Raw genomic sequence first — 25,279 nt, forward strand, 5'->3', positions numbered from 1 at the left:
GACTTGCGACCTATTTTTAAAAAAATTTAACTTTTTTAGCGATTTCCGTACTTTTTTCTTGACAAAATCAATTTATAGCCAACTTTTAAATTTTTTGATATAGATTCGTTTCACAACTGTAACACTGATCATATAGAGAACGATGATCAAAAGCAAAAAGAGGAAATAAATTAGTTCCAAAGGGGTTAAATGAAGCAGGCTAGCAATTGAAGAGTAGGGAAGGAAGGTCACAAAGCTAGCTGCTAGCAAGGTTGTTCCAAGAACAAACCATGATGGACGACTTTGTAAGAAAGGAAGCTTTGCTGAACGAAGCATATGGATGACCATAGTTTGGGACCACATGGATTCAATGAACCAGCCTGTCTGGAACAGAATGATAAAGCCCGTTGCAGACTCTGCTCCGTGAACATAGGCTTGGCCTGTCGCCATCGGGACAATGACAAAATAGAGCAAGATAAAGGTCAAAATATCAAAGGCAGAAGAAATCGGACCCATCCAAATCATAAAACGAGTAATAGACTTAGCCTCCCACTTATGAGGATGTTTCAAAAAGTCTTCATCCACATTATCAAATGGTAAGGCAATGCAAGAAAGGTCGTAGACGAGGTTTAACACAATCAAGTGAATCGGAGCCATAGGAAGGAAAGGTAAAAAGATACCAGACACTAAGAGTGACAGAATATTCCCGAAATTAGAGCTGACCGTCATCTTGATATATTTGGTCATATTGGCATAGACTTTTCGTCCTTCAACCAGACCTTTTTCAAGCACCATCAAATCCTTATCTAGCAAAATGACATCAGCTGTCTCTTTGGCAATATCTACTGCTGTATCGACAGAAATCCCTACATCTGCTACTTTCATAGAAGGGGCATCATTGATCCCATCTCCCATATAGCCGACACAATGCCCATTAGATTTGATTTGTAAAATGATTCGTGCTTTTTGATCCGGAGAGAGTTTGGCAAATACAGTCACCTTCTCGACCGCTTGGGCCAACTCTTCGTCCGCCATAGCATCAATATCAGAACCCAACAAGATTTGATCAACGTCTAAACCAACTTTTTCGCATACTGCTTGGGTTACCTTCTCATTATCCCCCGTCAAGATCTTGGTTTGAACACCATACTCTAATAAAGCTTGGATAGCAGGGGCTGCAGATGGTTTTGGTGGATCTAGGAAGGCAAGATATCCTGTTAGAATCATTTCCTTTTCATCTTCAACGGAGTAAGCAAAACCTTCTTTTAGACCTGTTTTATAAGCGACTCCCAAGACTCGTAAGCCCTGTTGATTGAGTTGGTCCACTTCTTTTAAGATTTCCACTCGGATATCATCCGTCAGAGGGCTAATCTGACCTTGATATTCCACATGGGTTGAAATCGCAAGCATTTCCTCTAGGGCACCCTTGGTTACCAAACTAACAACTTCGTTTTCATCCTTGACGATGACACTCATCCGTCTACGTTCAAAATCAAAGGGCAATTCATCTATTTTTTGGAAGCTAGTATCCAAATTTTGTAGAATAGCGTGTTCTTTAGCTTCTTTTTCAGTTCTACTGATAATGGCACGGTCCATCAAGTTTTTCAAACCGGTTTGAAAATAGGAATTGAGATAGGCTCGTCTCAACACAGACAAATCCAAATCTCCATGTATATCCAAAGGATATTCAAGGACAATTTCGTCTTGGGTAAGGGTTCCGGTTTTATCCGTGCATAGGATATCAATAGCACCTAGATCTTGTATGGCATTGAGTTTTTTGATGACGACTTTTTCCTTGGCCATGATAATAGAGCCTTTTGCTAGACTGGCCGTGATGATCATGGGAAGCATCTCAGGTGTAAGCCCAACACCCACGCTCAAAGCAAATACGCCAGCCTCTAACCAATCTCCATCCGTCAAACCATTGGAAAGAAATACGATGGGAACCATGACCAACATCAAACGGATTAAAAGCCAGGAGATACTGTTCATATCCCGTTCGAAAGAGGTAGGCTCGTCATAAGTATTGAGAGTCTGCTCTATTTTCCCCATCATGGTGTCATCACCAACTGCTAGAATCAAAGCCTTGGCACTTCCTGATATCACGTTGGTTCCCATAAAGGCGAGCGCTTCTGCTTCTAGCAGACTATCAAAATTTGGCTGACTCATTTTTGACAAAGCCAATTTTTCAACCGAATCACTTTCACCCGTCAAGCCAGACTGTTGAACAAAGAAATCACGTGATTCAATCAAAAGGAGGTCTGCTGGAATCATATCCCCAGCACTTAATTTTACTATATCTCCAACGACCAAATCTTCAATTGCGACCTCTAAACTCTGGCCTTCGCGAATAACTGTGGCTGTATTCACAATCATTTTTGAAAGATTGGTCGCAGCTTTGTCGCTTCGCAGTTCTTGGACAAATCGAATGCCACCAGAAATTAGAACGAGAACGACGATGATGATAGAGGTCGTCGGATCTTCTTGTCCAGGCTTCGCCAACCAGACATTGGTCACCATGGAAATCATAGCGATGACAAGAAGGATGATTGTAAATGGATTGATAATAGATTCGTAAATCTTTTTAAGGATACTGTCTTCTTGACCCTTGGTGATGGTGTTTTCGCCATATAGATCACGATTTTCCTCCACCTGCTCCTCAGTCAAGCCTGTCAGACTTGTCTTATAAAAAGATAGAGTTTCGTTTAAAGGTGTATGAATAGCTGCTGCTAATCTTTCTTTTGTAGTTTTCATTGGTTTCTCCTATCTGTATGAATGATGTGTTTCATACACAGAGACCAATCACTTTATAAGGGCAGAACGACACAAATCAGCGATTGGCTGTGTATATGCGGTTCTGGGTGGTCGTCAATTTGCATCATCTGTCTCCTTTTCCTGTTCTAAAACAGTAGAAAATCCTGCCATAAAATGGCAGGATTAAAAAACTAATTATCTGTTTTTTCGTTCAAGCTTTAACTCCATAGGGCAATGAAATGAGCTTAGTCTTGGCCTTCGCGACCAGGACTGTTGACCAACGAGTAGTGTCTCCACTGCTTTGCGGTAGTCATCCGTATCCCTATGGTAGCCTCACCTACCGTTTTCGTCTATCAGTATAAACCTTTAAAATATAAAAGTCAATGATTTATCATAATTTTCTTAAATAACAATTAATTCCTTCGGTGCTAGAGTCAACAATTCGCAACCGTTATCTGTAATTAAGATATCATCTTCAATACGAACGCCGTATTTTCCTTCAATATAAATACCTGGTTCATCAGTCAAGACCATACCAGATTTAATGACTTCTTTGGAAGTTTGGCTAAAGTAGGGTTCTTCGTGGATGTCCAGTCCGATACCGTGTCCGATACCATGTGTAAAGTATTCTCCATAGCCTGCTTCCACAATGATATCACGAGGAATTTTGTCAAAGTCACGGAAACCTAGACCTGCCTTGGCTTGGTCAATCAGAGCTTGGTTGGCTTTCAAAACTGTGTTGTAGATTTCTGCTTGCTCGTCACTGACATGGCCTAGATAGATGGTCCGTGTCATATCGCTGACATAGTGGTCGTAGAGACAGCCGAAGTCCATGGTGATGGCTTCTCCTGCTTCAACCGGTTTGTGCATCGGATGAGCATGAGGTTTGGAAGAGTTGATACCGCTTGCTAGGATTGTATCAAAGGATAAGCCAAATGCTCCCAACTCACGCATGCGGAAGTCAAGGAAGTTGGCAATTTCAATCTCAGTCTTTCCAGGTTTGATAAAGTCAAGTGCATCGTGGAAAGCTTGGTCTGAGATGGAACAAGCCTTGCGAATAGTCGCAATCTCCGCTTCATCCTTAATCATACGAAGCGCTTCAACAAACTGAGTCTGCGGAAGCAAGTCGATTCCTGTAAAAGCAGCCTGCATACGGTGGTAATAAGAGACCGAAATCTCGTCTTCAAAACCGATTCGAGACAAGCCCATATCCTTAACGATGCCTGCAATAACAGCCAATTCATCGCGGTCAGCCACAATCTCAAAACCTGTCACTTCTTGCTTAGCAGCAATGATATAGCGAGAGTCTGTCACCAAGACTTGACGGTCACGGCTGATAAAAACGGTTCCGTTTGAACCCCAAAAACCAGTCAGGTAATAGACGTTTTTAAGGTTATTGATGATAATACCATCTAGTTCTTTTTCTTGCATTTTATCTAAAAATGCTTGCACACGTTTATTCATGATGTAACTTTCCTTTCAAATAGTGTCCTGTGTAGCTAGCTTCGTTGGCCGCTACTTCTTCTGGGGTTCCTGTTGCGATGATGGTTCCACCACCGACACCGCCCTCAGGACCCAAATCGATGATATGGTCTGCCGTCTTGATGACATCCAGATTGTGCTCGATAACAAGGACGGTATTGCCATCGTCGACAAAGCGAGCCAAGACTTTAAGCAAGCGAGCGATATCCTCGGTATGAAGCCCTGTCGTCGGCTCATCCAGAATGTAGAAAGATTTTCCTGTCGAGCGTTTATGGAGTTCGCTAGCCAACTTCATACGCTGAGCTTCTCCCCCAGAAAGGGTGGTAGCCGGTTGACCTAGCGTTACATAGCCCAGCCCCACATCCTTGATGGTCTGAAGTTTGCGTTGAATTTTGGGAATGTGTTGGAAGAATTCCACCGCATCGTTGACGGTCATGTCCAAGACCTGCGAGATATTCTTTTCCTTATAGTGGACTTCTAGGGTTTCACTGTTGTAGCGAGTCCCGTGGCAGACTTCACAAGCCACATAAACATCTGGCAAGAAGTGCATCTCAATCTTGATAATCCCGTCACCTGAGCAGGCTTCGCAACGACCACCCTTGACATTGAAACTGAAACGGCCCTTCTTGTAGCCTCGAATCTTAGCTTCATTTGTCTGAGCAAAGAGGTCTCGTATATCGTCAAAAACTCCCGTATAGGTAGCCGGGTTAGACCTTGGCGTTCGTCCGATCGGGCTCTGGTCAATGTCAATCAAGCGGTCTACATGCTCAATCCCTGTAATCGTCTTAAACTTACCAGGTTTGTCTGAATTGCGGTTAAGCTTCTGGGCAATGGCTTTTTTGAGGATGCTGTTGATTAAGGTCGATTTCCCTGAACCTGATACACCTGTCACTGCGATGAATTTTCCCAATGGGAAGCGAGCGGTAATATTTTGCAAGTTGTTCTCACGCGCACCTGTCACTTCGATAAAGCGACCATTTCCGGCACGGCGCTCTTCTGGTACTGGAATGGCACGTTTACCTGACAAGTACTGGCCTGTAATAGACTTACTGTTACGGGCCACCTGCTTGGGCGTTCCTGCAGCGACAATCTCTCCACCAAAAACACCAGCACCCGGACCAACGTCAATCAGATAATCCGCCTCGCGCATGGTATCTTCATCGTGTTCCACCACGATGAGAGTATTGCCCAAGTCACGCATCTTTTTCAGACTGGCAATCAAGCGGTCATTATCCCTCTGGTGAAGACCAATCGACGGCTCATCCAGGATATAGAGGACACCTGATAGGTTGGATCCAATCTGGGTTGCCAAGCGAATACGCTGACTCTCCCCACCTGAAAGGGTTCCTGCCGAACGCGACAGAGTCAGATAGTTGAGTCCCACATTATTGAGGAAGGTCAAGCGATCCTTAATTTCCTTGAGAATAGGACGAGCAATAATGGCTTCATTTTCAGACAAGGTCAGCTGGCTCACCAAAGCCAAGTGGTCTGCGATAGACAGGTCTGAGATTTCACCGATATGTGGTCCTTGCTCCCCACCCACACGGACAGACAAGGCCTGGTCATTGAGACGGTAGCCATGGCAAGTTCCGCAGGTTAGTTCATTCATGTAGAGACGCATTTGGGTGCGTGTGTAATCACTGTTAGTCTCATGGTAACGACGCTTGATATTATTGACAACCCCCTCAAAAGGAATGTCAATATCGCGCACTCCACCAAATTCATTTTCATAGTGGAAATGGAATTCCTTGCCATCAGACCCATAGAGAATCAAGTTCTTATCTTCTTCTGACAAGTCCTCAAAGGGCTTATCCATATCCACTCCAAAAGCTGTCATGGCTTGTTCCAGCATATTTGGATAGTAGTTGGATGAGATAGGATTCCAAGGTGCCAGGGCTCCCTCACGCAAGGTTTTGCTGGTATCAGGAACCACTAAATCAACATCCACCTCCAGCTTGATGCCCAAACCATCACACTCACTACACGAGCCAAACGGGGCATTGAAGGAGAAGAGACGAGGCTCTAACTCTGGTACTGTAAAACCACAAACTGGACAGGCATAATGCTCAGAAAAGAGCAACTCCGAATCGTCCATAGTGTCGATAATCACATAACCTTCTGCGATACGAAGGGCAGCCTCGATTGAGTCAAAGAGACGGCTACGAATGCCCTCCTTGATGACAATACGGTCGACCACGACATCGATATTGTGTTGCTTGCTCTTAGACAACTCTGGCACTTCGGTCACATCATAGACTTCCCCATCCACTCGGACGCGGACATAGCCGTCTTTCTGAACCTTTTCAATGATGCTCTTGTGTTGCCCTTTTTTCTTACGAATGACAGGAGCTAAGATTTGCAGACGTTGGCGTTCTGGCAATTCCAAGACCTTATCCACGATTTGCTCAACAGAAGAAGCCTTGATAGCCCCGTGTCCGTTGATACAGTAAGGCGTCCCCACACGTGCGTAGAGGAGACGCAGATAATCATTGATTTCAGTCGTGGTTCCCACGGTCGAACGAGGATTTTTACTGGTTGTTTTTTGGTCGATAGAAATAGCTGGGCTGAGACCGTCAATGGCATCTACATCTGGTTTTTCCATGTTGCCCAAAAACTGGCGAGCATAGGCTGATAGACTCTCTACATAGCGACGTTGGCCCTCAGCATAGAGGGTATCAAAGGCCAGACTGGATTTCCCAGACCCTGACAAACCAGTCACAACAACCAGCTTGTCTCGCGGAATCTCCACATCAATATTTTTTAAGTTATGGGCACGTGCCCCATGAATCACAATTTTATCTTGCATCTTTGTTCTTTCTAGTCCATTATTGCTTTCCATTATACCAAAAAATGTGAAATTCTATTACCCAAAAAACTGTTTTTATAGTATAATAGTACGGTGCAAAAAATCAAACACTGAATAGTAGGAAAGGACAGGGGACATGAAACAAGTTTTTCTCTCAACCACAACTGAATTTAAAGAGATAGACACGCTTGAACCGGGCACTTGGATCAACCTCGTCAATCCTACACAAAATGAATCATTGGAGATTGCTAATGCCTTTAATATTGACATTGCCGACCTTCGAGCACCGCTCGATGCGGAAGAAATGTCCCGTATTACCATCGAAGATGAATACACTTTGATTATCGTAGACGTTCCAGTCACAGAAGAGAGAAACAACCGCACCTATTACGTAACGATTCCGCTAGGGATTATCATCACCGAGGAAACCATTATCACCACCTGCCTGGAATCCCTCCCTGTTCTTGATGTCTTTATCAATCGTAGGTTGCGTAATTTCTATACCTTCATGCGGTCACGCTTTATCTTTCAACTCCTTTATCGCAATGCCGAACTTTATCTAACTGCCCTTCGTTCCATTGATCGCAAGAGCGAACAAATCGAAAGTCAACTGCATAAATCCACTCGAAATGAAGAATTGATTGAACTCATGGAATTGGAAAAGACCATCGTCTATTTCAAGGCCTCGCTTAAGACAAATGAGCGCGTGATCAAGAAATTGACCAGCGCAACCAGCAATATCAAAAAATACTTAGAGGACGAGGATATACTCGAGGATACCCTGATTGAAACCCAACAGGCCATCGAGATGGCAGATATCTATGGAAACGTCCTTCACTCTATGACAGAGACCTTTGCCTCTATCATTTCCAACAACCAGAACAACATCATGAAAACTCTGGCTCTCGTGACCATTGTCATGTCTGTCCCAACTATGATCTTCTCAGCCTACGGGATGAACTTTAAGGATAATGAAATCCCTCTGAACGGTGAGCCACACGCCTTCTGGTTAATCGTCTTTATCGCCTTTGCTATGAGTGTCTCGCTCACTCTCTATCTCATCCATAAAAAATGGTTCTAAGAGGAATCCCTATGTCTCAGATTGATTTACAAAAACTAACTAAGAAAAACCAAGAGTTTATCCACATCGCTACCCAACAATTTCTCAAAGATGGTAAAACTGACGCTGAAATCAAAGCTGTCTTTGAGGAAGTCATTCCTAAAATCCTTGAAGAGCAAGCCAAAGGGACGACTGCTCGTTCCCTCTACGGGGCTCCAACCCACTGGGCTCACAGCTTCACTATCAAGGAGCAATATGAAAAAGAGCACCCTAAGGAAAATGACGATCCAAAACTCATGATTATGGACTCAGCCCTTTTTATCACCAGTCTCTTTGCATTGGTTAGCGCTCTGACTACCTTCTTCTCTACAGACCAGGCTATTGGCTATGGTTTGATTACCCTCTTGTTGGTTGGGCTTGTTGGAGGGGTGGCCTTCTACTTGATGTACTACTTTGTCTACCAGTACTATGGACCAGACACAGATCGTAGCCAGCGCCCTCCTTTCTGGAAATCAATCCTCGTCATCCTCGCTGCTATGCTTCTCTGGTTGGCTGTCTTCTTCGCAACAAGCTTCCTACCAGCAGCTCTCAATCCAATCCTTGCTCCACTGCCTTTGGCTGTCCTAGGAGCAGCCCTTCTCGCCCTTCGCTTCTATCTCAAGAAACGCTTCAATATCCGAAGTGCAAGCGCGGGCCCATCACGTTATTAAGAAAAGTGCAAAGCTATGGCATATAGTCAATCTTTAGCTCAGCAGATTCGAAAAATTCTAGCGCTCAAACTTCCTCCCCAAATTTTCGAAGAAGAGCTAGAAGAAAAGAAACTGTTTGGTGGCCTGGCCTTTATGATTCGTGGGAAAATGGTCCTTACAGTCAGTTCCAGAAAGGACGAGCTGGTTATGGTGAGAATTGGCAAAGAAATGGAAAAGCAAGTTCTACCCCGAACAGGAGCTCATACTACATTGATGAGAGGGCGACCTTATCATGGCTATATAGACCTAGATATAGACGGTCAAAAAGAACTGCCTTACTGGATTGATTTAGCCCTCTCCTATAATCAAGAGTTGACCAAGTAACTCATATCTAGTGAGATTAGTGATTAGAAAAACGAAAAGCAACTGCTCAGGCGGTTGCTTTTTACTACTTTCTTGATTTAAAAGCATTCTTCTGACATTCGCCATAGTTTTCTCTCATCTTTTGTGATAAAATAGGCTCAATCTATTTCTGGGAGGATGAGATATGGTTTCTACTATTGGTATTGTTAGTTTGTCTAGCGGTGTTATCGGAGAGGATTTTGTCAAACACGAAGTGGAATTGGGTATCCAACGCCTCAAGGATTTGGGACTCAATCCTGTCTTTTTGCCCCATTCGCTAAAGGGCTTGGACTTTATCAAGGATCATCCTGAAGCACGTGCAGAGGATTTGATGCAGGCCTTTTCGGAAGATAGCATCGACATGATCCTATGCGCCATCGGTGGGGAGGATACCTATCGTTTGCTACCTTATCTTTTTGAAAACGATCAGCTTCAAAAGGTTATCAAGCCAAAGATTTTTCTTGGCTTCTCGGATACAACCATGAACCACCTTATGTTGCATAAACTAGGGGTCAAGACTTTTTACGGGCAATCCTTTCTAGCAGACATTTGTGAATTAGACAAGGAGATGTTACCCTATAGCTTCCGCTACTTTAAAGAATTGATTGAGACTGGAAGAATCTCAGAAATCCGTCCTAGCGACGTTTGGTATGAGGAACGGACTGATTTTAGTCCCAAGGCCCTAGGAACAGCTCGTATCAGTCATGTAAATACAGGTTTTGACTTGTTACAAGGAAATGCTCAGTTTGAGGGAGAAATTCTCGGCGGTTGTCTTGAATCTCTCTATGATATCTTTGACAACTCTCGATACGCAGACAGCACGGAGCTCTGCCAAAAGTACAAACTCTTCCCTGACTTATCCGACTGGGAAGAAAAGATTCTCTTGCTAGAAACAAGCGAAGAAAAGCCTGAGCCGGAAAACTTCAAAAAGATGTTGCAGGCTTTGAAAGAAACTGGGGTATTTGAGGTCATCAGTGGACTCTTGGTCGGAAAGCCAATGGATGAAACCTTCTATGACGACTATAAGGAAGCACTATTGGATATCATTGATAACAATATCCCGATTGTCTATAATCTGAATGTCGGTCACGCAACTCCAAGAGCCATTGTCCCCTTTGGCGTTCACGCTTATGTGGATGCACAGGACCAAGTCATTCGCTTTGACCATAACAAAAAATAAACAATTTCTCTATTTTTGTGCTTTGGTATTGATTTTCGTTACAATTTGTGTCTAAATTTATTGCATTTTGCTTATTTCTATGATATCTTTTTGAAGGAGGTATATATGACTAAACAAAAAATAAATCAAATTGTCGGTTCAATTGGAGCCTTTATCGGGATTATTGTATTTATCGCCTACATCCCACAAATTTTTGCCAATTTACAAGGCAACAAAGCTCAACCATTCCAGCCTTTATCCGCAGCAGTATCTTGTTTAATTTGGGTTATTTACGGGTGGACAAAAGAACCTAAGAAGGATTGGATACTAATTATTCCAAACTCAGCTGGCGTTGTCTTAGGTGGACTGACATTTCTCACTGCACTATAAAAATTACTAGCATATAATCAAAAAGCTGAGATAATTTTCTCAGCTTTTTCTATATTCTCAGATAGTTAGACGCTTGGACTCACTAACTTCCGCTTTTCCACTCACAATCATTCTCATGGTCATCAACCAGACCTGCAGCCTGAAGAAAAGACAAAACTGCAACGGGGCCTGTAAACTTGAAGCCTCGTTTTTTGAGATCTTGAGATAACTTTTCAGATAAGGCTGTTTTAGCAGGTGCTAGGTGATAGTCAGGAACATCATTGATGATGGTTTTCCCCTCAACAAAGGACCAGAGATAAGCGTCAAAAGAGTCAAAGGTTTTCTGGATTTGTAAAAATGCTTGGGCGTTGGCACGCGTCGCAAAGAGCTTGGCACGATTTCGGATAATGGCTGGATTCTCTAACAAGGCTTCCAACTCCTCATCTGTCATCTCAGAGATACGATGTGCTTGGTAGTTGTAAAAGACTTCTCGGAATCCTTGACGTTTGTTTAGTACCGTTTCCCAAGACAGACCAGCCTGATAAGTCTCCATACAGAGCAGTTCAAAAAGAGCGCGGTCGTCATGAAGGGGTTGGCCCCACTCTTCATCATGGTAGGCTACATATAATGGATTGGTCATCTTGACCCACGAACAACGTTTTGGCATATTATTCTCCTATTTCACCAACATTTTAAGGGCCGACTTGATATAGTTCTCAGCTGTATCTGTCGTTCCTTCAAAGAATTTCTTGATTTTCTTAAGTTCGGTCGCCTTGTAACCCAGTGCCAACATGGCTTCCATAGCTTCTTCCAGTTCTTGGTTTTCAGCGCTGGTTTGCACTGCCACCTTGGCAGGAAGGTCATCACTAGTCACAACTACCTTGCCTTCCAAGTCTAGCACCATCTGTTGGGCTGTTTTCTTGCCAATTTTAGGGAACTTGGTCAAGTAGGTGATGTTCTTAGTCTCAATCGCCTGAACCAAGCCAGCATTATCATCGGCTGCGATGATAGCAAGAGCTGATACCGGACCAATCCCTGAAACCGAGATCAGACTAAGAAAGAGTTTCTTCTCATCTTCTGAGCGAAATCCATAGAGCAGATGAGCATCCTCACGGACAACTTGGTGCACATAAATTTGAGTTTCTTGATTGACCTGACCTGAGTAAGCATAGGGATTGGCTACATGCAAGATATATCCGATACCGTTGGTTTCAAGAACGATGTATTTGGCAGTGATTTTGGTAATGATTCCTTTTAGATATTCGTACATAGTTTTTCTCCATTATTTTGCCTATCTAGTATACCATATTTACCCAAGACAGATGGCAACAAAAGGTGCAACCTCTGGTTGACAAATAGTACAGGAGATTGTATTCTCATTATAAGTAAAAATTGTTAGGATAGAGGTAGAAAAAGGAGGATAGAATGATGAAACTCGCAGAAAAACTATTTGAGCTCAGAAAGGAAAAAGGTTGGTCCCAAGAAAAGCTAGCAGAACAAATCAATGTTTCTCGGCAAAGCATCTCCAAATGGGAGTCTGGACAAGTCCTTCCTGAGATCGAAAAAATCATTGAATTAAGCAAGATTTTTCAAGTGACAACTGACTATCTACTTCTGGATGAAAACTCTGAAAAAGGTTCCACAGCAGTGACCTTGGAAGAAGACAAGGACAAATACTATAAAGATGTTAAATCCTTTGGTCTCTGGCAAGTGATTTATATTTTCGTCTTGGCTCTGGCTATCTATCTCTTTTTAGCCGGTTCTAGTTTCCCAGCTGAATTCACTGCCTGGATTTGGCTGACCTTCGTTCTCTTGATTGCGTCTGCAGTTGCTATCAACAAGGCTCTCAAAACCAAACAACGTTATCTTGATAAAGTGATTGGTCTTGAGAATCCTTCAAACCAAGACGACTCTGCGAAACCTTGAGTCAATTGAATCATATTTCTCAGTACTTTTATAGGACTGGTCTTGTCAAGCAAGTGTAAACCTCGTGTCAAGTTTCCCATGTTCAGTCAAAGTACCTCCTTAGAAAAGCTAAAAAGCCTTGTTCAAAAGGAACAAAGGCTTTTTGTGTTCTTAATATTTCCCCAACTCACGGAGACTGGTATGATTTTCCTGAATACGTCGGAACATCTTTTCCATATCTGACTTGGTGAAATGCACCAAAACAGGACGTCCGTGGGGACAGTTATATGGATTGTCACACTGAGAAAGCTGATAAAGGAGCTGTCTGGCTGAGTGGTCATCGATACGATGGTTGGCCTTGATAGACCGCTTGCAGGACATCATGATAGCCAGCTCTGCTCGGTATTTCTTGATAGAAACTTCCTTGGTCAAGAGCAGCATATCACACATCTCATAGATACCTGATTCGATTTCTTCCTCTGCCATCCAAATAGGATGTTCACGCAGGATAAATTGATTTTCTCCGTACTCTGCTAGAAAGACGCCCACTTCCTCTAAGAGAGGCATTCTTTCCCTGAGACGAAGGGCATCATCTGCTGGAAATTCAAAGATGTAGGGCACTAGGAGTTGTTGCTGGCTCTGGTCAACATTGCCAATGCTTTCACGGTATTCCTCATACTTGACCCGTTCCTGAGCTGCATGTTGGTCTATGATGTAGAGGCCATCTCGCCCTTGGGCAAAGAGATAAGTTCCGTGCATTTGTCCGAAAAACTCCAACTCTGGGAAGCTGGATGCTTCTTCTCGCTCCAGCTTGTCATAAGCCTTATCGAGGCTAGCAAGATCTAACTCTGGATGGTCTAGTTGGTCGTAGTTAGCAGGCTTTCTCTCTGCAAAATTGAGTTTTGCAGGCTTGATCAGCTGATCAAAGGTTTCCTTGGCAAACAGGGTTAGGTCCCTACCTTCCTCAGTTAATTCAACCTGATGATCAGCCACCTCAGCTTGACAAGGTCTTGAGAGTTCTGTTTTTTCATAGTAGAGCGTATTTTCTTTGAGGGGGAGAATGGTCTGCTCTACCTTTTGACGATTGCGCACGGTCGACTTGGCAAGATTTTCTAAGGCATCTGGAATCAAACTCTGTTCCTTTAGACTCTTGGAAATGGCTTCTGAGACCAGCGCCATCAGTTCTTTTTCCTTAGAAATCCGCACCTCTTGCTTGGTTGGATGCACATTGACATCAGCCAGATAAGGATCAATATGGATGTGAATGACAGCCAGTGGAAAACGGCCCACCATAAGTTTACTGCCATAGCCGTCAAGAATAGCACGATTGAGCAAGAAGTTCTTGATATAACGGCCATTGATGAAGAGGCTGATATAGTTGCGATTAGCTCGAGTCAATTCAGGTAAAGACACAAAACCTGTAATTTCAAAATCTAGATCCGAATTCTCAATGGCAATCATCTTCTTGGCACTCGCCAAACCATAAATTCCTGCGATGGCTTGACGCAGTTGACCAGTCCCTGCTGTCCGCGTCATTTCCTTGCCATCACTGATTAAACTAAAAGAAATCTCAGGATGAGCCAATCCCAGACGATTGACAATATCAATGATATGAGACAATTCCGCTTGCTGGCTCTTCATATACTTGAGACGGGCAGGCGTGTTGAAAAAGAGGTCCTCCACACAAACCTTGGTTCCTACAGGACTAGTCGCTGGGATGATTTCCTCAACTTCTCCCCCACGCGCAACGAGCTTGGTCCCATGACTCGCACCATCCACCGCCGTCAACAGAGTCAGAACACTGACAGAAGCAATAGAAGGCAGGGCTTCACCACGAAAACCAAGCGTCCGAATCCGAAAGAGATCTGCCTGATTTTTTATCTTACTGGTCGCATGGCGACGCAAGGCCAACTCCACCTCATCGTGGGCAATTCCATGACCATTATCTGTGATTTGAATCTTCTTGAGACCAGCTTCCTCAATCTCAATGATAATCTGACTAGAACCCGCGTCAATGGCATTTTCTACCAATTCTTTGACCACACTAGCAGGACGTTCAATCACTTCTCCCGCCGCTATCTGGTTTGCCAGCACCTCTGGCAATTCAATAATATGAGACATCTTTCAGCCCCTTTCTGCATCTATTTTCCTAGAAATTGATTAGTGCTATTATACCATATTTCAGATGCTACTAGAAAAAGCAAATACCACATAGACTCCAAATCCCTCCACATAGACAAAGTCCCTTGCCATAGGGAGTAAAATAGTGTTTAATAAAGGTGTACAAGAAGTGAGATTAACTTTATATAACTGAAAAGGAGGGAAGTCTATGAAAATAGAACTACAGATTAAGGAGACGTACAAGGAAGAAAAGCTGATTGTCCAAGCACCTAAATCAACCGAGAAAGTCCAGAAAGTCATCGAGTTCGCAGAAAATCTTGACCAAAAAGAAACAATCAAAGGTAAGATTGATGATCAGGTCTATCTAGTTGAAATTGGCAAGATTCAGCGTTTTTATATAGAGAATCGAAAGGTTCTAGCAGAAACGTCGAGTCAGACCTACAGCATTGATTTGCGACTCTATCAAGTCCTTGAAATCTTACCGACCACTTTTATCCAAATTTCCCAATCTGAAATCGTCAATATCGGCTCCATCTCTCATCTTAAGCTCACCCCCAACGGTCTGGTTGAAATTTTCTTAAAAAACGAAAGTTTCACCTACTCTTCACGCCGCTACCTAAAAACCATCAAGGAGAAATTAGAACTATGAAAAAACAAATCTTTCACGATGCAGCCACTGGTGTACTTATCGGCCTCATCCTCTCTATTCTCTTTTCACTCATTTATGCCCCAAATACCTATGCCCCACTAAGCCCCGAGTCTCTTATCGGCCAAGCGATGGCTCAACATCAGGTTCACGGTGCTCTAGTCTTGCTCTACTGTATGGTCATCTGGTCAGCTATTGGTGTTCTCTTTAGCTTTGGTGGTCGTTTATTCAGCCGTGACTGGAGCCTGCTCCGCGCCACTCTGACTCATTTCTTCCTCATGCTGGCTGGCTTTGTCCCACTAGCAACTCTGGCTGGTTGGTTCCCCTTCCACTGGACCTTCTATCTCCAGCTCATTCCAGAGTTTGCGATTGTCTACCTCATCATCTGGGCTATTCTCTATAAAAGAGAAGCTAAAAAAGTAGACCACATCAATCAACTTTTGGCCCATAAAAAGTAATAGAGAAAAATCCCACTCACAAATGCATGAGTGGGACTCTTTTTATAATTTTTGTTTGAACTCAACTAAGACATTCATAGCCTGCATAGGTGTCATATTGTACACATCCAGTTTAGCTAATTCTGCTAGGATAGGATGTTCTTCAGGCGCATCAAAGAGTGACATCTGTTCTGTGACAGCACTTGTTTGTCTCATCGGAGCAGGACTTTCCGTCCCTTGACTCTCCAGTTGGGTCAAAATTTTATCCGCCCTTGCTAAAAGTTCTGCCGGTAAACCAGCAATCTTAGCAACGTGGATACCATAGGATTTGTCAGCTGGTCCTGGTTCAATCTTGTGAAGGAAGGTGACCTGCCCATCCTGCTCCAAGGTTGCCACGTGGACGTTGACCAAGTGTTCCAAACTGGACTCCAGACTAGTCAACTCATGATAGTGGGTCGCAAAGAGGGTTTTGGCTCCGATATGTTCATGAATGTATTCGATGATGGACTGGGCAAGAGCCATCCCGTCATAAGTCGCAGTTCCGCGTCCCAATTCATCGAAGAGAATGAGTGAGTTCTTGGTCGCATGCGAAATGGCATTATTGGCCTCCATCATCTCTACCATGAAGGTTGATTGACCTGAAACCAAATCATCTGCTGCTCCGATACGGGTAAAGATGGCATCGAAGATAGGCAAATGGGCGCTCTCTGCCGGCACATAAGAACCCAGCTGGGCCATAACCGCAGTCATGGCTAGCTGGCGCATGTAGGTAGACTTCCCGCTCATGTTGGGCCCTGTAATCAGCTGAATGCTGGTATCTTCTGCCATCTGGATACTGTTTGGAATGTAGGTCTGCGCTCCCATGACCTTTTCAACGACAGCATGGCGCCCTTTCTGGATATCGATTTGTGAATCCTCTCCAAACTCAGGTCGGATCAAATGCTGGGTTTCAGCCACAACTGCGAGACTTTGCAAGACGTCAACTGTGGCAATTCCTTGGGCTAGAGCCTGCAAACGCTGTATATACTTGCTGACTTCTTCACGGATGCGCATAAAGATTTCATATTCTAGGTTGGCTGACTTCTCACGCGCCTCCAGCATATCTCCCTCGATACGAGCTAATTCCTCAGTCCCAAAGCGTTCTGAGTTTTTCAGCGTCGCCTTGCGGAAAAAGTGGGCAGGCACATTCCCCAGTTGCGAATTGGTCACATGGAAATAGTAACCATCCTTCTTATTGTAGTCAATCTTGAGCGTACTGATGCCAGAGTTCTCTCTCTCCTTGGCCTCAATCTCAGCAATCCAACTGGTCCCTTCTCTGAGCACTCGACGGTATTTATCCAAAGTCTCATCAAATCCCGTCCGAATAATGCCACCTTCCGTAATCACGTGAGGAGCTTCAGGAGCAATGGCAGCGCTAATCAAGCTCTCCAACTCTGGAATAGCATCCAACTGTTCGATGAGATAGGCTAGAGCAGGTTGCTCCATTGCCTCTAAAATCGCTCGAATCCGTGGCACACTGGATAAGGTGGTCGCCAACTGCAAGAGATCCTTGGGATTGGTCTTGCCAAAAGAAACCCGACTAGCCAAGCGTTCGATATCATAAACACCCTTGAGACTGTCTGTTAAATCACTGCGCTCAAAGAAGTGGTCAAGAAAGACCTGCACCACCTCTTGACGTTGGACGATTCGCTCCTTATCAATCAAAGGACGATGGATCCAAGAACGCAAGAGTCGCATACCCATAGCTGTTTTGGTTTCATCCAAAAGCCAGAAAAGACTGCCTTGCTTCTTGCCTGAACGAGCATTCTCAACCAAATCCAGACTAGCCTTTGTCGCATAGTCCATCTGTAAGAAATCTTTGATTTCATAGCGGATAACTGGTTTGAGATGGTTCAATTCCCGCATCTGGGTCCGGTGAACATACTGGAGCAGCTTACTAGCTGCTGCTTGCTCCACAGATGCCAGTCGTGGATCCAGTAAATGAATATCCTCAAAGCCATCCTTCTCATAAGAAAGCACCAGATTCATCTGACGGCTGAGGATTTGTTCTTCTTCCTCAGACAAGTCATAACCCAGCACCACTTCTCGAGCCTTGAGGTTACGGATTTCCCCACAAACCAGCGTGAAATCCAATAAACCCGTCACATAAAAGTCACCGGTCACCAGATCCATATAAGCTAGGCCAAATTGATTGCCATCACGATCTATGGCAACCAAGAAATTGTTCTGACTATCTGGCTTACTGCTATCAACGACTGTACCGGGTGTGATGACCTGAACCACCTCTCGCTTGACAACCCCAACCGCTTGTTTAGGGTCTTCCATCTGCTCGGCAATAGCCACCTTATAGCCCTGCTCAATCAAAACATCAATATACTGCTGGGCAGAATGATAGGGAACACCAGCCATGGGTATCGGATTTTCTGCATTTTTATTACGACTGGTCAGTGAAATCTCTAAAATCTGCGCCGCATTGACCGCATCTTCATAAAACAGCTCATAAAAATCACCCATCCGAAAGAGCAAAAAAGCATCTGGATATTGCTTTTTAATATCCACATACTGTTGCATACCAGGTGATAGTTTTTCTGTCGTCATATTGGCTCTCTCCTTGTCAAAAATAAGGCTTGGGAACAAGTCCCAAAACCCTATTCATCCTTCATCAAATCTAGCAAACGCTCTTCCATGAGCTTGGCAACATGCTGGTCTCGACAAATAACCAGTAAGGTATTGGCACCAGCAACCGTCCCTAAAATCGCCTCGTCCTTATTTTCATCAACAATATTTGCTAAGACAGCTGCTTCTCCCAGCTTGGTATGAAGTACCAAAGTAAACTCTGCTCTCGCAACCCCTTCTAGATGATGCGACAAAAACTCTACCAAATCAATCTTTTCTGTTTCATTCGCTAGCACATAATACACCATACCATTTTTCTTAACCTTGATCAAGCCGATCTCGCGCAGGTCGCGCGACAAGGTCGTTTGCGTCACAAAGACATTCCGAACTTCTAGGCGATCTTGGATATCCTTTTGTGTAGCTAGTTTTTCCTCAGTGATCATCTTTTTAATCAACTGGTGCCGTTCTTTTTTTCTCATATCAACCTCTTACATGAATATTTATAACCGATTTCAGGTTTATTTTTAGATATAATTATACCAAAAAAACTGAATAATTCAAAAAAATCTTTCTTCTTTCACTAAATTTATGATAAAATAGAATAAAAGTCCAAAAGGAGCCTACTTATGAGTACAAAAAAACTGATTGCTAGTGAATTGGCTAGCGTCATCGATAGCCTGGATCAAGAGGCTATTTTCAATTTACTAGAACAACCAAAAAACTCTGACATGGGAGATATCGCTTTTCCTGCTTTCTCACTTGCAAAAGTCGAACGCAAAGCCCCTCAAATGATTGCTGCTGAAATCGCTGAAAAAATCAACAGCCAAGCTTTTGAAAAAGTTGTTGCAACTGGTCCTTACGTGAACTTCTTCCTTGATAAATCTGCCATTTCTGGAGCAGTTATCAAAGAGATCATCGAAAAAGGATCTGACTACGCTCAACAAACGGAAGGCAAAGGGCAAAATATCACGATTGACCTATCAAGTCCAAACATCGCAAAACCTTTCTCAGTCGGTCACTTACGTTCAACTGTTATCGGAGATGCTCTTTCTAATATCTTTAAGAAAATGGGCTACAACACTATTAAAATCAACCACCTTGGAGACTGGGGTAAACAGTTTGGTCTTCTCATGGTTGCTTATAAAAAATGGGGAAGTAAGGAAGCCGTCGAAGCTAATCCGATTGACGAATTGTTAAAATTGTACGTTCGCATCAATGCTGAAATCGAAAATGACCCAGCTCTTGATGATGAAGGACGTCTCTGGTTTAAAAAATTGGAAGATGGCGATCCAGAAGCAACTCAACTTTGGCAATGGTTCCGTGATGAAAGTTTGGTTGAGTTCAACCGCATTTACAAACTGTTGAACGTTGAATTTGACAGCTTAAACGGGGAAGCCTTCTACAACGATAAGATGGATGAGGCCGTGCAAATCCTTGAAGAAAAAGGTTTGCTAGAAGAATCACGCGGCGCTAGCATTGTCAACCTCGATGATGTTGAACTTCCACCCGCTATGATTAAGAAATCTGACGGTGCAACCCTCTACATCACACGTGACATTGCGACAGCTATCTACCGTGCACGTACTTACAATTTTGTTAAAAATGTCTACGCAGTTGGTCAAGAGCAGTCTAACCACTTTAAACAGTTAAAAGCCGTCTTGAAAAAGATGGGATTTGACTGGAGCGATGATATGATTCACGTAGACTTCGGTTTGGTAACCAAGAATCGTCAAAAGCTCTCTACTCGTAAAGGAAATATCATCCTGCTCGAACCTACTCTTCAAGAAGCTATCAGCCGTGCCAAAGCACAAATCGAAGCAAAAAATCCTGACCTTGAAAACAAGGATCAAATTGCTCAAGCTGTTGGAGTGGGAGCTGTTAAATTCTACGACCTCAAGACTGACCGCAGAAATGGTTACGACTTTGACCTCGAAGCTATGGTTTCCTTTGAAGGAGAAACTGGTCCATACATCCAATACGCTTACGCTCGTATTCAGTCTCTACTTAGAAAAGCAGACTTCCAACCAAATGCTCAAGCGAATTACAGTCTAAATGATGCTGAAAGCTGGGAAATTATCAAACTTCTCCAAGACTTTGCCCGTGTCATCAAACGCGCATCTGTTAACTATGATCCGTCGCTCATTGCTAAATACGCAATCAGCTTGGCTCAAGCCTTCAATAAATACTATGCACATACACGCATCTTAGATGAAAGCCCAGAGCGTGACAGTCGTCTAGCCCTCAGCTACGCAACAGCTGTTGTTCTCAAAGAAGCCCTTCGTTTGCTTGGAGTAGAAGCACCAGAGAAGATGTGATTCAGTACTAACAATTGGAACTAAAGTTCCTAATTGTTAGACGCTAGCCGCTTATATGCGAACTAGCTAACTGCTTCACTAGTATTGTAATAGAAATAACATCGATTTCTATTACAATACGTCGTAACTATGGCGAATTGCCTAAACGCTTTACTAGTCTTCATTAGAATTGGACGGACTTTTCAGTTAAAGGTCAAGACCGTCTTGTTTTATCTGTCGGATACCTGTTCCGCTAGTCTAATCACTTAGTTGAAAAGCGAAAATTTCTTTCGCTTTTCTTATACCATCAACTTTTTTATCAAACCAGGAGAGATTTTATGAGCCAGTATGCTTATATCTTAGTTCTTATCAGTCTTGTCGTTCTTTTTCTCATCAATAAATACGAAAAAGAAAAACTTCAACAACTCCTTCAGGAACAGCTTCTGAAGGACGAAGTTTTCAAAACAGACATACGCGAAAGGATCCAAACAACGGAAAATATCAATGATGTGATTGACTACATCAATAAAGGTTACCGTTTGGGACTCCTGCTTTCTAAGGAAATCACTGAGCAATTGAAATAAGGGAATCCGAGAAGTTTTTTTCTCGGTTTTTTTACTCCCATCAATACCATTTCCTTGTGATAATCATATCTTTCATATGATTTTTCTGAAATTTTCTAAATTTTTCAAAAATTCTCTTGCATTTTTCATAAGTTTCTTGTAGAATAGTAGCTATCTATTCAGATTATTCTGAAAATTCAAAAATAGGAGTGTTTATTATGTCACAAGTTACGTTATCAAACCAGTCAACCTGGGCAAGCAAACTAAAGGCAATGGGACCAGGAATTCTGATGGCTTCTGCCGCCGTTGGAGGTTCTCACATTGTGTCCTCCACTCAAGCTGGTGGTTCTTATGGTTGGTCGCTGCTTCTCTTAGTTATCTTGGCCAATGTCTTTAAATATCCATTTTTCCGTTTTGGTGCCGAGTATACTGCAGACACTGGCAAAACCTTAGTCGAAGGCTATGCCGAAAAAGGAAAACTCTATCTCTGGATTTTCTTTATCCTCAATGTCTTTTCTGCTATGGTCAATACAGCCGGAGTTGCTATCCTTTGCTCAGCTATCATTGCTAGCGCCTTTCCAATGATTGGTCTTAGCATCACTCAATGGTCCCTTATCCTTGTTGCAGTCATTTGGGCCATGCTACTCTTTGGGGGCTACAAACTATTGGATGGTATGGCCAAATGGATCATGTCTGCTTTAACCATTGCAACTGTTCTTGCAGTTATCATTGCAGCAATTAAGCATCCAGAATACAGCTCTGATTTTATCGAGAAAACACCTTGGCAAATGGCGGCACTCCCCTTTATCGTTTCCCTCTTAGGATGGATGCCTGCCCCTATTGAAATTTCAGCCATCAACTCACTCTGGTCTGCTGAAAAGAAAAAGACCGTTAACTTTAATACAGCGGATGCTCTTTTCGACTTTAACGTTGGGTACATTGGGACTGGTATCCTAGCTGTATTCTTTGTGGCACTAGGAGCACTCATTCAATATCCTACAGGGCAAGCGGTTGAAGCTGCTTCTGCCAAATACATCTCGCAATTTGTGGGCATGTATGCCTCTGTCCTTGGCGAATGGTCTCGATATTTGATTACCTTCATCGCTTTCCTCTGTATCTTTGGGACAGTCATTACTGTCATCGATGGCTATTCACGTGTCAACCAGGCCTCCCTTCAACTCTTAGCAAATCAAAAAGAGGATAATCGTAAATCTTTGAACATCTGGATGACCATCACAGCTATCATTGGTATCGTCATCATCAAGTTCTTTGCCGGTCAAGTTTCAACCATGCTCCGCTTTGCCATGATTGGATCTTTTCTTACAACACCATTCTTTGCCCTTTTGAACTATGTGTTGGTCACAGGTGAAAATAAAAATCTTCCTTCTTGGCTAAAACTCCTCGCTATCGCAGGATTGATTTTCCTCTTTGGATTTGCTATCTTCTTTATCTATGCACTTGCCATCGGAAAAGCAGGATAGTTCACAAAGCAGCACCCTCGTCTGGGTGCTTTTTTTTGCATTCAAAAGGCAGTTGAGAAAATCCAACTGCCTACTTGAACGATTCTAACTTTCTGAATCCAATCCATATAAGTCCGCAATAATCGCTGCGACTTTTTTTATATCTCCCAGCATGCCACGCATTTCAAAGTCTGCTAGGACCGGGAAGCCAAAGCGCTGACTATACTGCTTGGCTGTTAAGCAGTATTGATTGTTAAAATTGCGATTACCAGATCCCACTACCCCAAAACACTTACTAGCATTGTCCCCATAGGCGATAAAATCACCCACTGGAGTTGTTAAAATCTCGACATCGCCGTTATCGACACCATTCCCACCTTCTAGGTAGGTCGGCAAGAAAGCGATATAGGGATGTTCCATTTCAAAGAATTCTTGACCTTCCTTGACCAGATCCTTGATATGGATTTTTTGGACCTCAATCCCTTCGTACTGGGACAAGAGATAGTCCTTAAGTCGGGTTACAAAACTCTCTGTATTCCCACTCAAACTGATATACACTAAGGATATTTTTTTCATGTTAACCTCGATTTTTATGTTTACGATATAAAAAGAACTAACAAGATTGTAACTTGATAGTTCCCTTTTGTCAACTCTTATGCGAGCTCTTCTGTTTCGACTTCCTCAGACAAATCTTTTTGTTGACGCCACATCTTGTAAAAAACAATGGCAAGGAAGAGGACATTGATAACAACAAATAAAATCGTTGTTCCCTTTCCAAGGACTTCTGTTCCTAGTCGCAAAGTTTCATCACGGATGGCTTGTACAGCATCTTGCATACCCATATAAGTATAAATCGAACCAACAATGGCAAGCAAAACATAAGCAATGTAAGCATAATTTGCATATTGCAAATGATTACGAACCAAGAGCACAATACCTGCGACTACTAAAATCGCAGATAAAATAATCAAAACGATGTTAACAGTCGAATGCGATAATTCAGCTGTCTTATGTAGATAATTAATCGTATCCTCCAGCTGCTGAGCGCTAATGCCTTGTACTTGTGCTTGACTGGCACCTAGTGCTTCTTTACTAGGTACTGGACTTAGTATTCCAAACAAAGACATAGCTGAAATCAATGCTGATAGGACTAATAAAACCCAAAGATAAATAGGTTTCTTTTTCATAATTTTTCCTCCTTAAGGTATTTTGGACATTATAGCATTTTTTGCACGTAAATACAAGTTTTACAGGGAACTTTCGACTTGTTTGCGGTAAGCTTTTGGTGATTTTCCGCACAATTTACGGAAAACCTTGTAGAAATATCCAACATTGCTGTAACCAACAGCATAGCAAACATCTTCAATACTATCATTAGTTGAAAGCAAGAGCTGTTGCGCTGCCTTAATCCGCTGTTTGTTGAGCAATTCTGCGAAGGTTGAGTTGGTTTCTCGCTTGATTAACTGACCGAGGTAGACAGGATTGATAAAGAGATCCTTGCTGATATCCTTAAGCGAGAGCTCTTTCTGATAATCACGTCCAATGACTTCAAGAACACTCACTACGTTTTCATTCATACGATACTGGCCAAAGAACTTGGTCAAGGTTGCTTTGATGTAGGCAACCAATTCTTTAAAGGAGTTAATAGCATGGATGGCTTTGACAATCTCGGTCATATCATCCGCTTTTAAGTGCTCAAACAAGTGGAAGACATCCATGACAAACTGAGTAAAGAGCTGTTTGGTGATAGCCACGCGCGGTGTGTTCTCTAAGACAACCTTCTCCAGTAGGGTCAATTCTTCGATGATTTGATTGATATTTCCTTGGATAATCACCCGATAAATCGGTTCATAATAAGCAAACAAACTCTCGGATTTTTCTAGATTGACAGAACCGTAAAAGAGGGCTTTTTCTGCGTTGATCTTCCATTTTTCAAAAGCTTGTTGGTAGGGTGCTACAAAAGGCGTTACTACTATTCCATCTAGTGGTTGATCAGAGATAAAAATCTGCCAGTCTTGACCTAAAACATAGTAAGGAATAGTGAAAGAGCCTTGCTTTTCCTTTGAAAGACCTATCCACCAGCTGTCTTTACTTGCTAAGGAGTTGACAAAGCCCTCTTCATCCAATTCTTGGCTGAGAGTTTGGCTTTGCTCCACCTTTTCTTGAAGCTGTCGCGCAATTTTTTCTAATAGATGACTCAACTCCACCTTATCCACTGGCTTGACCAGATAATCTACAACACTAAGATTCATTGCTTTTTTGACGTAGTCAAATTCCTGATAACCAGACAGCAAGATATAATAGGTATCTGGAAGCAGCTCCTTCATTTCCTTAATCATCTCAAGCCCTGTCTTATCTGGCATATTGACATCGGAAATGATCACATCTACTGGATTTTCCTTGACATAGTCTAAAGCATCATCAGCATGATTGGCTGTTGCGACGACTTGCATATCCCATTTTTCAAAGGGGATTAATCGCTTGAGCCCCTCTGTCACCATATACTCGTCGTCTACTAATAAAACTTTATACATTTC

General features: G+C 42.9%; 22 protein-coding genes and 1 riboswitch. Of the genes, 11 read left to right on the forward strand and 11 right to left on the reverse strand.

Translation table 11 applies throughout. The annotated features are described in order from the left end of the window. Positions 1-72: 72 nt before the first annotated feature. The 3 genes from mgtA to uvrA form a co-directional block, all read right to left on the reverse strand. Positions 73-2,733, reverse strand: a complete 2,661-nt coding sequence (mgtA, locus tag E2R31_RS03180; RefSeq protein WP_132972775.1) for a magnesium-translocating P-type ATPase — start codon at positions 2,731-2,733, stop codon at positions 73-75. A 195-nt stretch (positions 2,734-2,928) separates the two neighbouring features. Further along, positions 2,929-3,080: riboswitch (M-box (ykoK) riboswitch) on the reverse strand. A gap of 55 nt (positions 3,081-3,135) precedes the next feature. Then, complete coding sequence (locus E2R31_RS03185) at positions 3,136-4,197, reverse strand: M24 family metallopeptidase (protein ID WP_132972777.1); 1,062 nt, start codon at positions 4,195-4,197, stop codon at positions 3,136-3,138. Further along, entirely contained in the window at positions 4,190-7,021 is a 2,832-nt protein-coding gene (gene uvrA, locus E2R31_RS03190) for an excinuclease ABC subunit UvrA (RefSeq protein WP_132972779.1), read from the reverse strand. The genes E2R31_RS03185 and uvrA overlap by 8 nt, the downstream gene beginning before the upstream one ends. Before the next feature lie 136 nt (positions 7,022-7,157). Here uvrA and E2R31_RS03195 point away from each other — a divergent pair, with 136 nt between their 5' ends. The 5 genes from E2R31_RS03195 (at position 7,158) to E2R31_RS03215 (ending at position 10,721) form a co-directional block, all read left to right on the forward strand. Beyond that, on the forward strand, positions 7,158-8,102 hold the full coding sequence (locus E2R31_RS03195) for a magnesium transporter CorA family protein (RefSeq protein ID WP_132972781.1): 945 nt from the start codon (positions 7,158-7,160) through the stop codon (positions 8,100-8,102). Positions 8,103-8,113: 11 nt separating this feature from the next. Continuing rightward, positions 8,114-8,791 carry a DUF1129 domain-containing protein gene (locus E2R31_RS03200; RefSeq protein WP_165941781.1) on the forward strand — a complete coding sequence of 226 codons (678 nt, stop codon included), beginning with the start codon at positions 8,114-8,116 and terminating at the stop codon, positions 8,789-8,791. A 15-nt stretch (positions 8,792-8,806) separates the two neighbouring features. Further along, positions 8,807-9,154 (forward strand): TfoX/Sxy family protein, encoded by a 348-nt coding sequence (locus tag E2R31_RS03205; RefSeq protein ID WP_132972785.1) that lies wholly within the window; start codon positions 8,807-8,809, stop codon positions 9,152-9,154. A 163-nt stretch (positions 9,155-9,317) separates the two neighbouring features. Beyond that, positions 9,318-10,352: a S66 family peptidase gene (locus tag E2R31_RS03210; protein ID WP_132972787.1), complete on the forward strand. Its 1,035-nt coding sequence runs from the start codon at positions 9,318-9,320 to the stop codon at positions 10,350-10,352. A gap of 105 nt (positions 10,353-10,457) precedes the next feature. After that, the gene (locus E2R31_RS03215) at positions 10,458-10,721 is read left to right on the forward strand and encodes a SemiSWEET family transporter (RefSeq protein WP_000166112.1); all 264 of its coding nucleotides are present in this window, start codon (positions 10,458-10,460) and stop codon (positions 10,719-10,721) included. A gap of 82 nt (positions 10,722-10,803) precedes the next feature. Here E2R31_RS03215 and E2R31_RS03220 read toward each other — a convergent pair whose 3' ends face one another. Further along, entirely contained in the window at positions 10,804-11,367 is a 564-nt protein-coding gene (locus tag E2R31_RS03220; protein ID WP_084971934.1) for a DNA-3-methyladenine glycosylase I, read from the reverse strand. 9 nt (positions 11,368-11,376) lie between these two features. Beyond that, positions 11,377-11,970, reverse strand: coding sequence for a Holliday junction branch migration protein RuvA (gene ruvA, locus E2R31_RS03225; protein ID WP_084971935.1), 594 nt, complete (start codon positions 11,968-11,970; stop codon positions 11,377-11,379). Between the two features lie 158 nt (positions 11,971-12,128). Between ruvA and E2R31_RS03230 the strand changes: the two genes are divergently transcribed. Continuing rightward, the gene (locus tag E2R31_RS03230) at positions 12,129-12,626 is read left to right on the forward strand and encodes a helix-turn-helix domain-containing protein (protein WP_132972954.1); all 498 of its coding nucleotides are present in this window, start codon (positions 12,129-12,131) and stop codon (positions 12,624-12,626) included. Positions 12,627-12,776: 150 nt separating this feature from the next. Here the strand turns inward: E2R31_RS03230 and mutL are convergent, their stop codons facing one another. Beyond that, positions 12,777-14,726, reverse strand: coding sequence for a DNA mismatch repair endonuclease MutL (gene mutL, locus E2R31_RS03235; protein WP_132972789.1), 1,950 nt, complete (start codon positions 14,724-14,726; stop codon positions 12,777-12,779). Between the two features lie 208 nt (positions 14,727-14,934). Between mutL and E2R31_RS03245 the strand changes: the two genes are divergently transcribed. Together E2R31_RS03245 and E2R31_RS03250 are read left to right on the forward strand one after the other, a co-directional pair. Next, positions 14,935-15,375 (forward strand): LytTR family DNA-binding domain-containing protein, encoded by a 441-nt coding sequence (locus E2R31_RS03245; protein WP_084925443.1) that lies wholly within the window; start codon positions 14,935-14,937, stop codon positions 15,373-15,375. After that, positions 15,372-15,830, forward strand: coding sequence for a DUF3021 domain-containing protein (locus E2R31_RS03250; RefSeq protein WP_084925441.1), 459 nt, complete (start codon positions 15,372-15,374; stop codon positions 15,828-15,830). The genes E2R31_RS03245 and E2R31_RS03250 overlap by 4 nt, the downstream gene beginning before the upstream one ends. A gap of 42 nt (positions 15,831-15,872) precedes the next feature. Here E2R31_RS03250 and mutS read toward each other — a convergent pair whose 3' ends face one another. Both mutS and argR read right to left on the reverse strand, forming a co-directional pair. Next, positions 15,873-18,407, reverse strand: coding sequence for a DNA mismatch repair protein MutS (gene mutS / locus E2R31_RS03255; RefSeq protein ID WP_132972791.1), 2,535 nt, complete (start codon positions 18,405-18,407; stop codon positions 15,873-15,875). Positions 18,408-18,457: 50 nt separating this feature from the next. Further along, a complete protein-coding gene (gene argR, locus E2R31_RS03260) occupies positions 18,458-18,904 on the reverse strand; it encodes an arginine repressor (RefSeq protein WP_061418468.1) in 447 nt (148 codons plus the stop codon). Between the two features lie 147 nt (positions 18,905-19,051). Between argR and argS the strand changes: the two genes are divergently transcribed. From argS to E2R31_RS03275, 3 genes are all read left to right on the forward strand, one after another. Beyond that, a complete protein-coding gene (gene argS, locus E2R31_RS03265; RefSeq protein WP_132972793.1) occupies positions 19,052-20,740 on the forward strand; it encodes an arginine--tRNA ligase in 1,689 nt (562 codons plus the stop codon). Between the two features lie 317 nt (positions 20,741-21,057). Beyond that, the gene (locus E2R31_RS03270) at positions 21,058-21,303 is read left to right on the forward strand and encodes a MarR family transcriptional regulator (RefSeq protein WP_132972795.1); all 246 of its coding nucleotides are present in this window, start codon (positions 21,058-21,060) and stop codon (positions 21,301-21,303) included. A 197-nt stretch (positions 21,304-21,500) separates the two neighbouring features. Next, entirely contained in the window at positions 21,501-22,763 is a 1,263-nt protein-coding gene (locus E2R31_RS03275; RefSeq protein WP_132972797.1) for an NRAMP family divalent metal transporter, read from the forward strand. 84 nt (positions 22,764-22,847) lie between these two features. Here E2R31_RS03275 and nrdI read toward each other — a convergent pair whose 3' ends face one another. The 3 genes from nrdI to E2R31_RS03290 all read right to left on the reverse strand — a co-directional run bounded on the left by nrdI (position 22,848) and on the right by E2R31_RS03290 (position 25,276). Next, on the reverse strand, positions 22,848-23,318 hold the full coding sequence (gene nrdI / locus E2R31_RS03280) for a class Ib ribonucleoside-diphosphate reductase assembly flavoprotein NrdI (RefSeq protein WP_125398522.1): 471 nt from the start codon (positions 23,316-23,318) through the stop codon (positions 22,848-22,850). A gap of 77 nt (positions 23,319-23,395) precedes the next feature. Further along, entirely contained in the window at positions 23,396-23,929 is a 534-nt protein-coding gene (locus tag E2R31_RS03285) for an ABC transporter permease (RefSeq protein ID WP_125398523.1), read from the reverse strand. A 60-nt stretch (positions 23,930-23,989) separates the two neighbouring features. Continuing rightward, complete coding sequence (locus tag E2R31_RS03290) at positions 23,990-25,276, reverse strand: response regulator transcription factor (protein WP_132972799.1); 1,287 nt, start codon at positions 25,274-25,276, stop codon at positions 23,990-23,992. Positions 25,277-25,279 lie beyond the last annotated feature (3 nt).

The sequence above is a fragment of the Streptococcus downii genome, assembly GCF_004353325.1.
Lineage (GTDB): Bacteria > Bacillota > Bacilli > Lactobacillales > Streptococcaceae > Streptococcus > Streptococcus downii.

Coding starts and splice junctions, on each gene's coding strand:
- nrdI (WP_125398522.1), bottom strand. CDS start 23,318: ATGAAAAAAATATCCTTAGTGTATATCAGTTTGAGTGGGAATACAGAG.
- argS (WP_132972793.1), top strand. CDS start 19,052: ATGAGTACAAAAAAACTGATTGCTAGTGAATTGGCTAGCGTCATCGAT.
- uvrA (WP_132972779.1), bottom strand. CDS start 7,021: ATGCAAGATAAAATTGTGATTCATGGGGCACGTGCCCATAACTTAAAA.
- ruvA (WP_084971935.1), bottom strand. CDS start 11,970: ATGTACGAATATCTAAAAGGAATCATTACCAAAATCACTGCCAAATAC.
- E2R31_RS03205 (WP_132972785.1), top strand. CDS start 8,807: ATGGCATATAGTCAATCTTTAGCTCAGCAGATTCGAAAAATTCTAGCG.
- E2R31_RS03195 (WP_132972781.1), top strand. CDS start 7,158: ATGAAACAAGTTTTTCTCTCAACCACAACTGAATTTAAAGAGATAGAC.
- E2R31_RS03200 (WP_165941781.1), top strand. CDS start 8,114: ATGTCTCAGATTGATTTACAAAAACTAACTAAGAAAAACCAAGAGTTT.
- E2R31_RS03215 (WP_000166112.1), top strand. CDS start 10,458: ATGACTAAACAAAAAATAAATCAAATTGTCGGTTCAATTGGAGCCTTT.
- E2R31_RS03285 (WP_125398523.1), bottom strand. CDS start 23,929: ATGAAAAAGAAACCTATTTATCTTTGGGTTTTATTAGTCCTATCAGCA.
- E2R31_RS03245 (WP_084925443.1), top strand. CDS start 14,935: ATGAAAATAGAACTACAGATTAAGGAGACGTACAAGGAAGAAAAGCTG.
- E2R31_RS03275 (WP_132972797.1), top strand. CDS start 21,501: ATGTCACAAGTTACGTTATCAAACCAGTCAACCTGGGCAAGCAAACTA.
- argR (WP_061418468.1), bottom strand. CDS start 18,904: ATGAGAAAAAAAGAACGGCACCAGTTGATTAAAAAGATGATCACTGAG.
- E2R31_RS03290 (WP_132972799.1), bottom strand. CDS start 25,276: ATGTATAAAGTTTTATTAGTAGACGACGAGTATATGGTGACAGAGGGG.
- E2R31_RS03230 (WP_132972954.1), top strand. CDS start 12,129: ATGAAACTCGCAGAAAAACTATTTGAGCTCAGAAAGGAAAAAGGTTGG.
- E2R31_RS03220 (WP_084971934.1), bottom strand. CDS start 11,367: ATGCCAAAACGTTGTTCGTGGGTCAAGATGACCAATCCATTATATGTA.
- E2R31_RS03250 (WP_084925441.1), top strand. CDS start 15,372: ATGAAAAAACAAATCTTTCACGATGCAGCCACTGGTGTACTTATCGGC.
- mutS (WP_132972791.1), bottom strand. CDS start 18,407: ATGACGACAGAAAAACTATCACCTGGTATGCAACAGTATGTGGATATT.
- mutL (WP_132972789.1), bottom strand. CDS start 14,726: ATGTCTCATATTATTGAATTGCCAGAGGTGCTGGCAAACCAGATAGCG.
- mgtA (WP_132972775.1), bottom strand. CDS start 2,733: ATGAAAACTACAAAAGAAAGATTAGCAGCAGCTATTCATACACCTTTA.
- E2R31_RS03270 (WP_132972795.1), top strand. CDS start 21,058: ATGAGCCAGTATGCTTATATCTTAGTTCTTATCAGTCTTGTCGTTCTT.
- E2R31_RS03210 (WP_132972787.1), top strand. CDS start 9,318: ATGGTTTCTACTATTGGTATTGTTAGTTTGTCTAGCGGTGTTATCGGA.
- E2R31_RS03185 (WP_132972777.1), bottom strand. CDS start 4,197: ATGAATAAACGTGTGCAAGCATTTTTAGATAAAATGCAAGAAAAAGAA.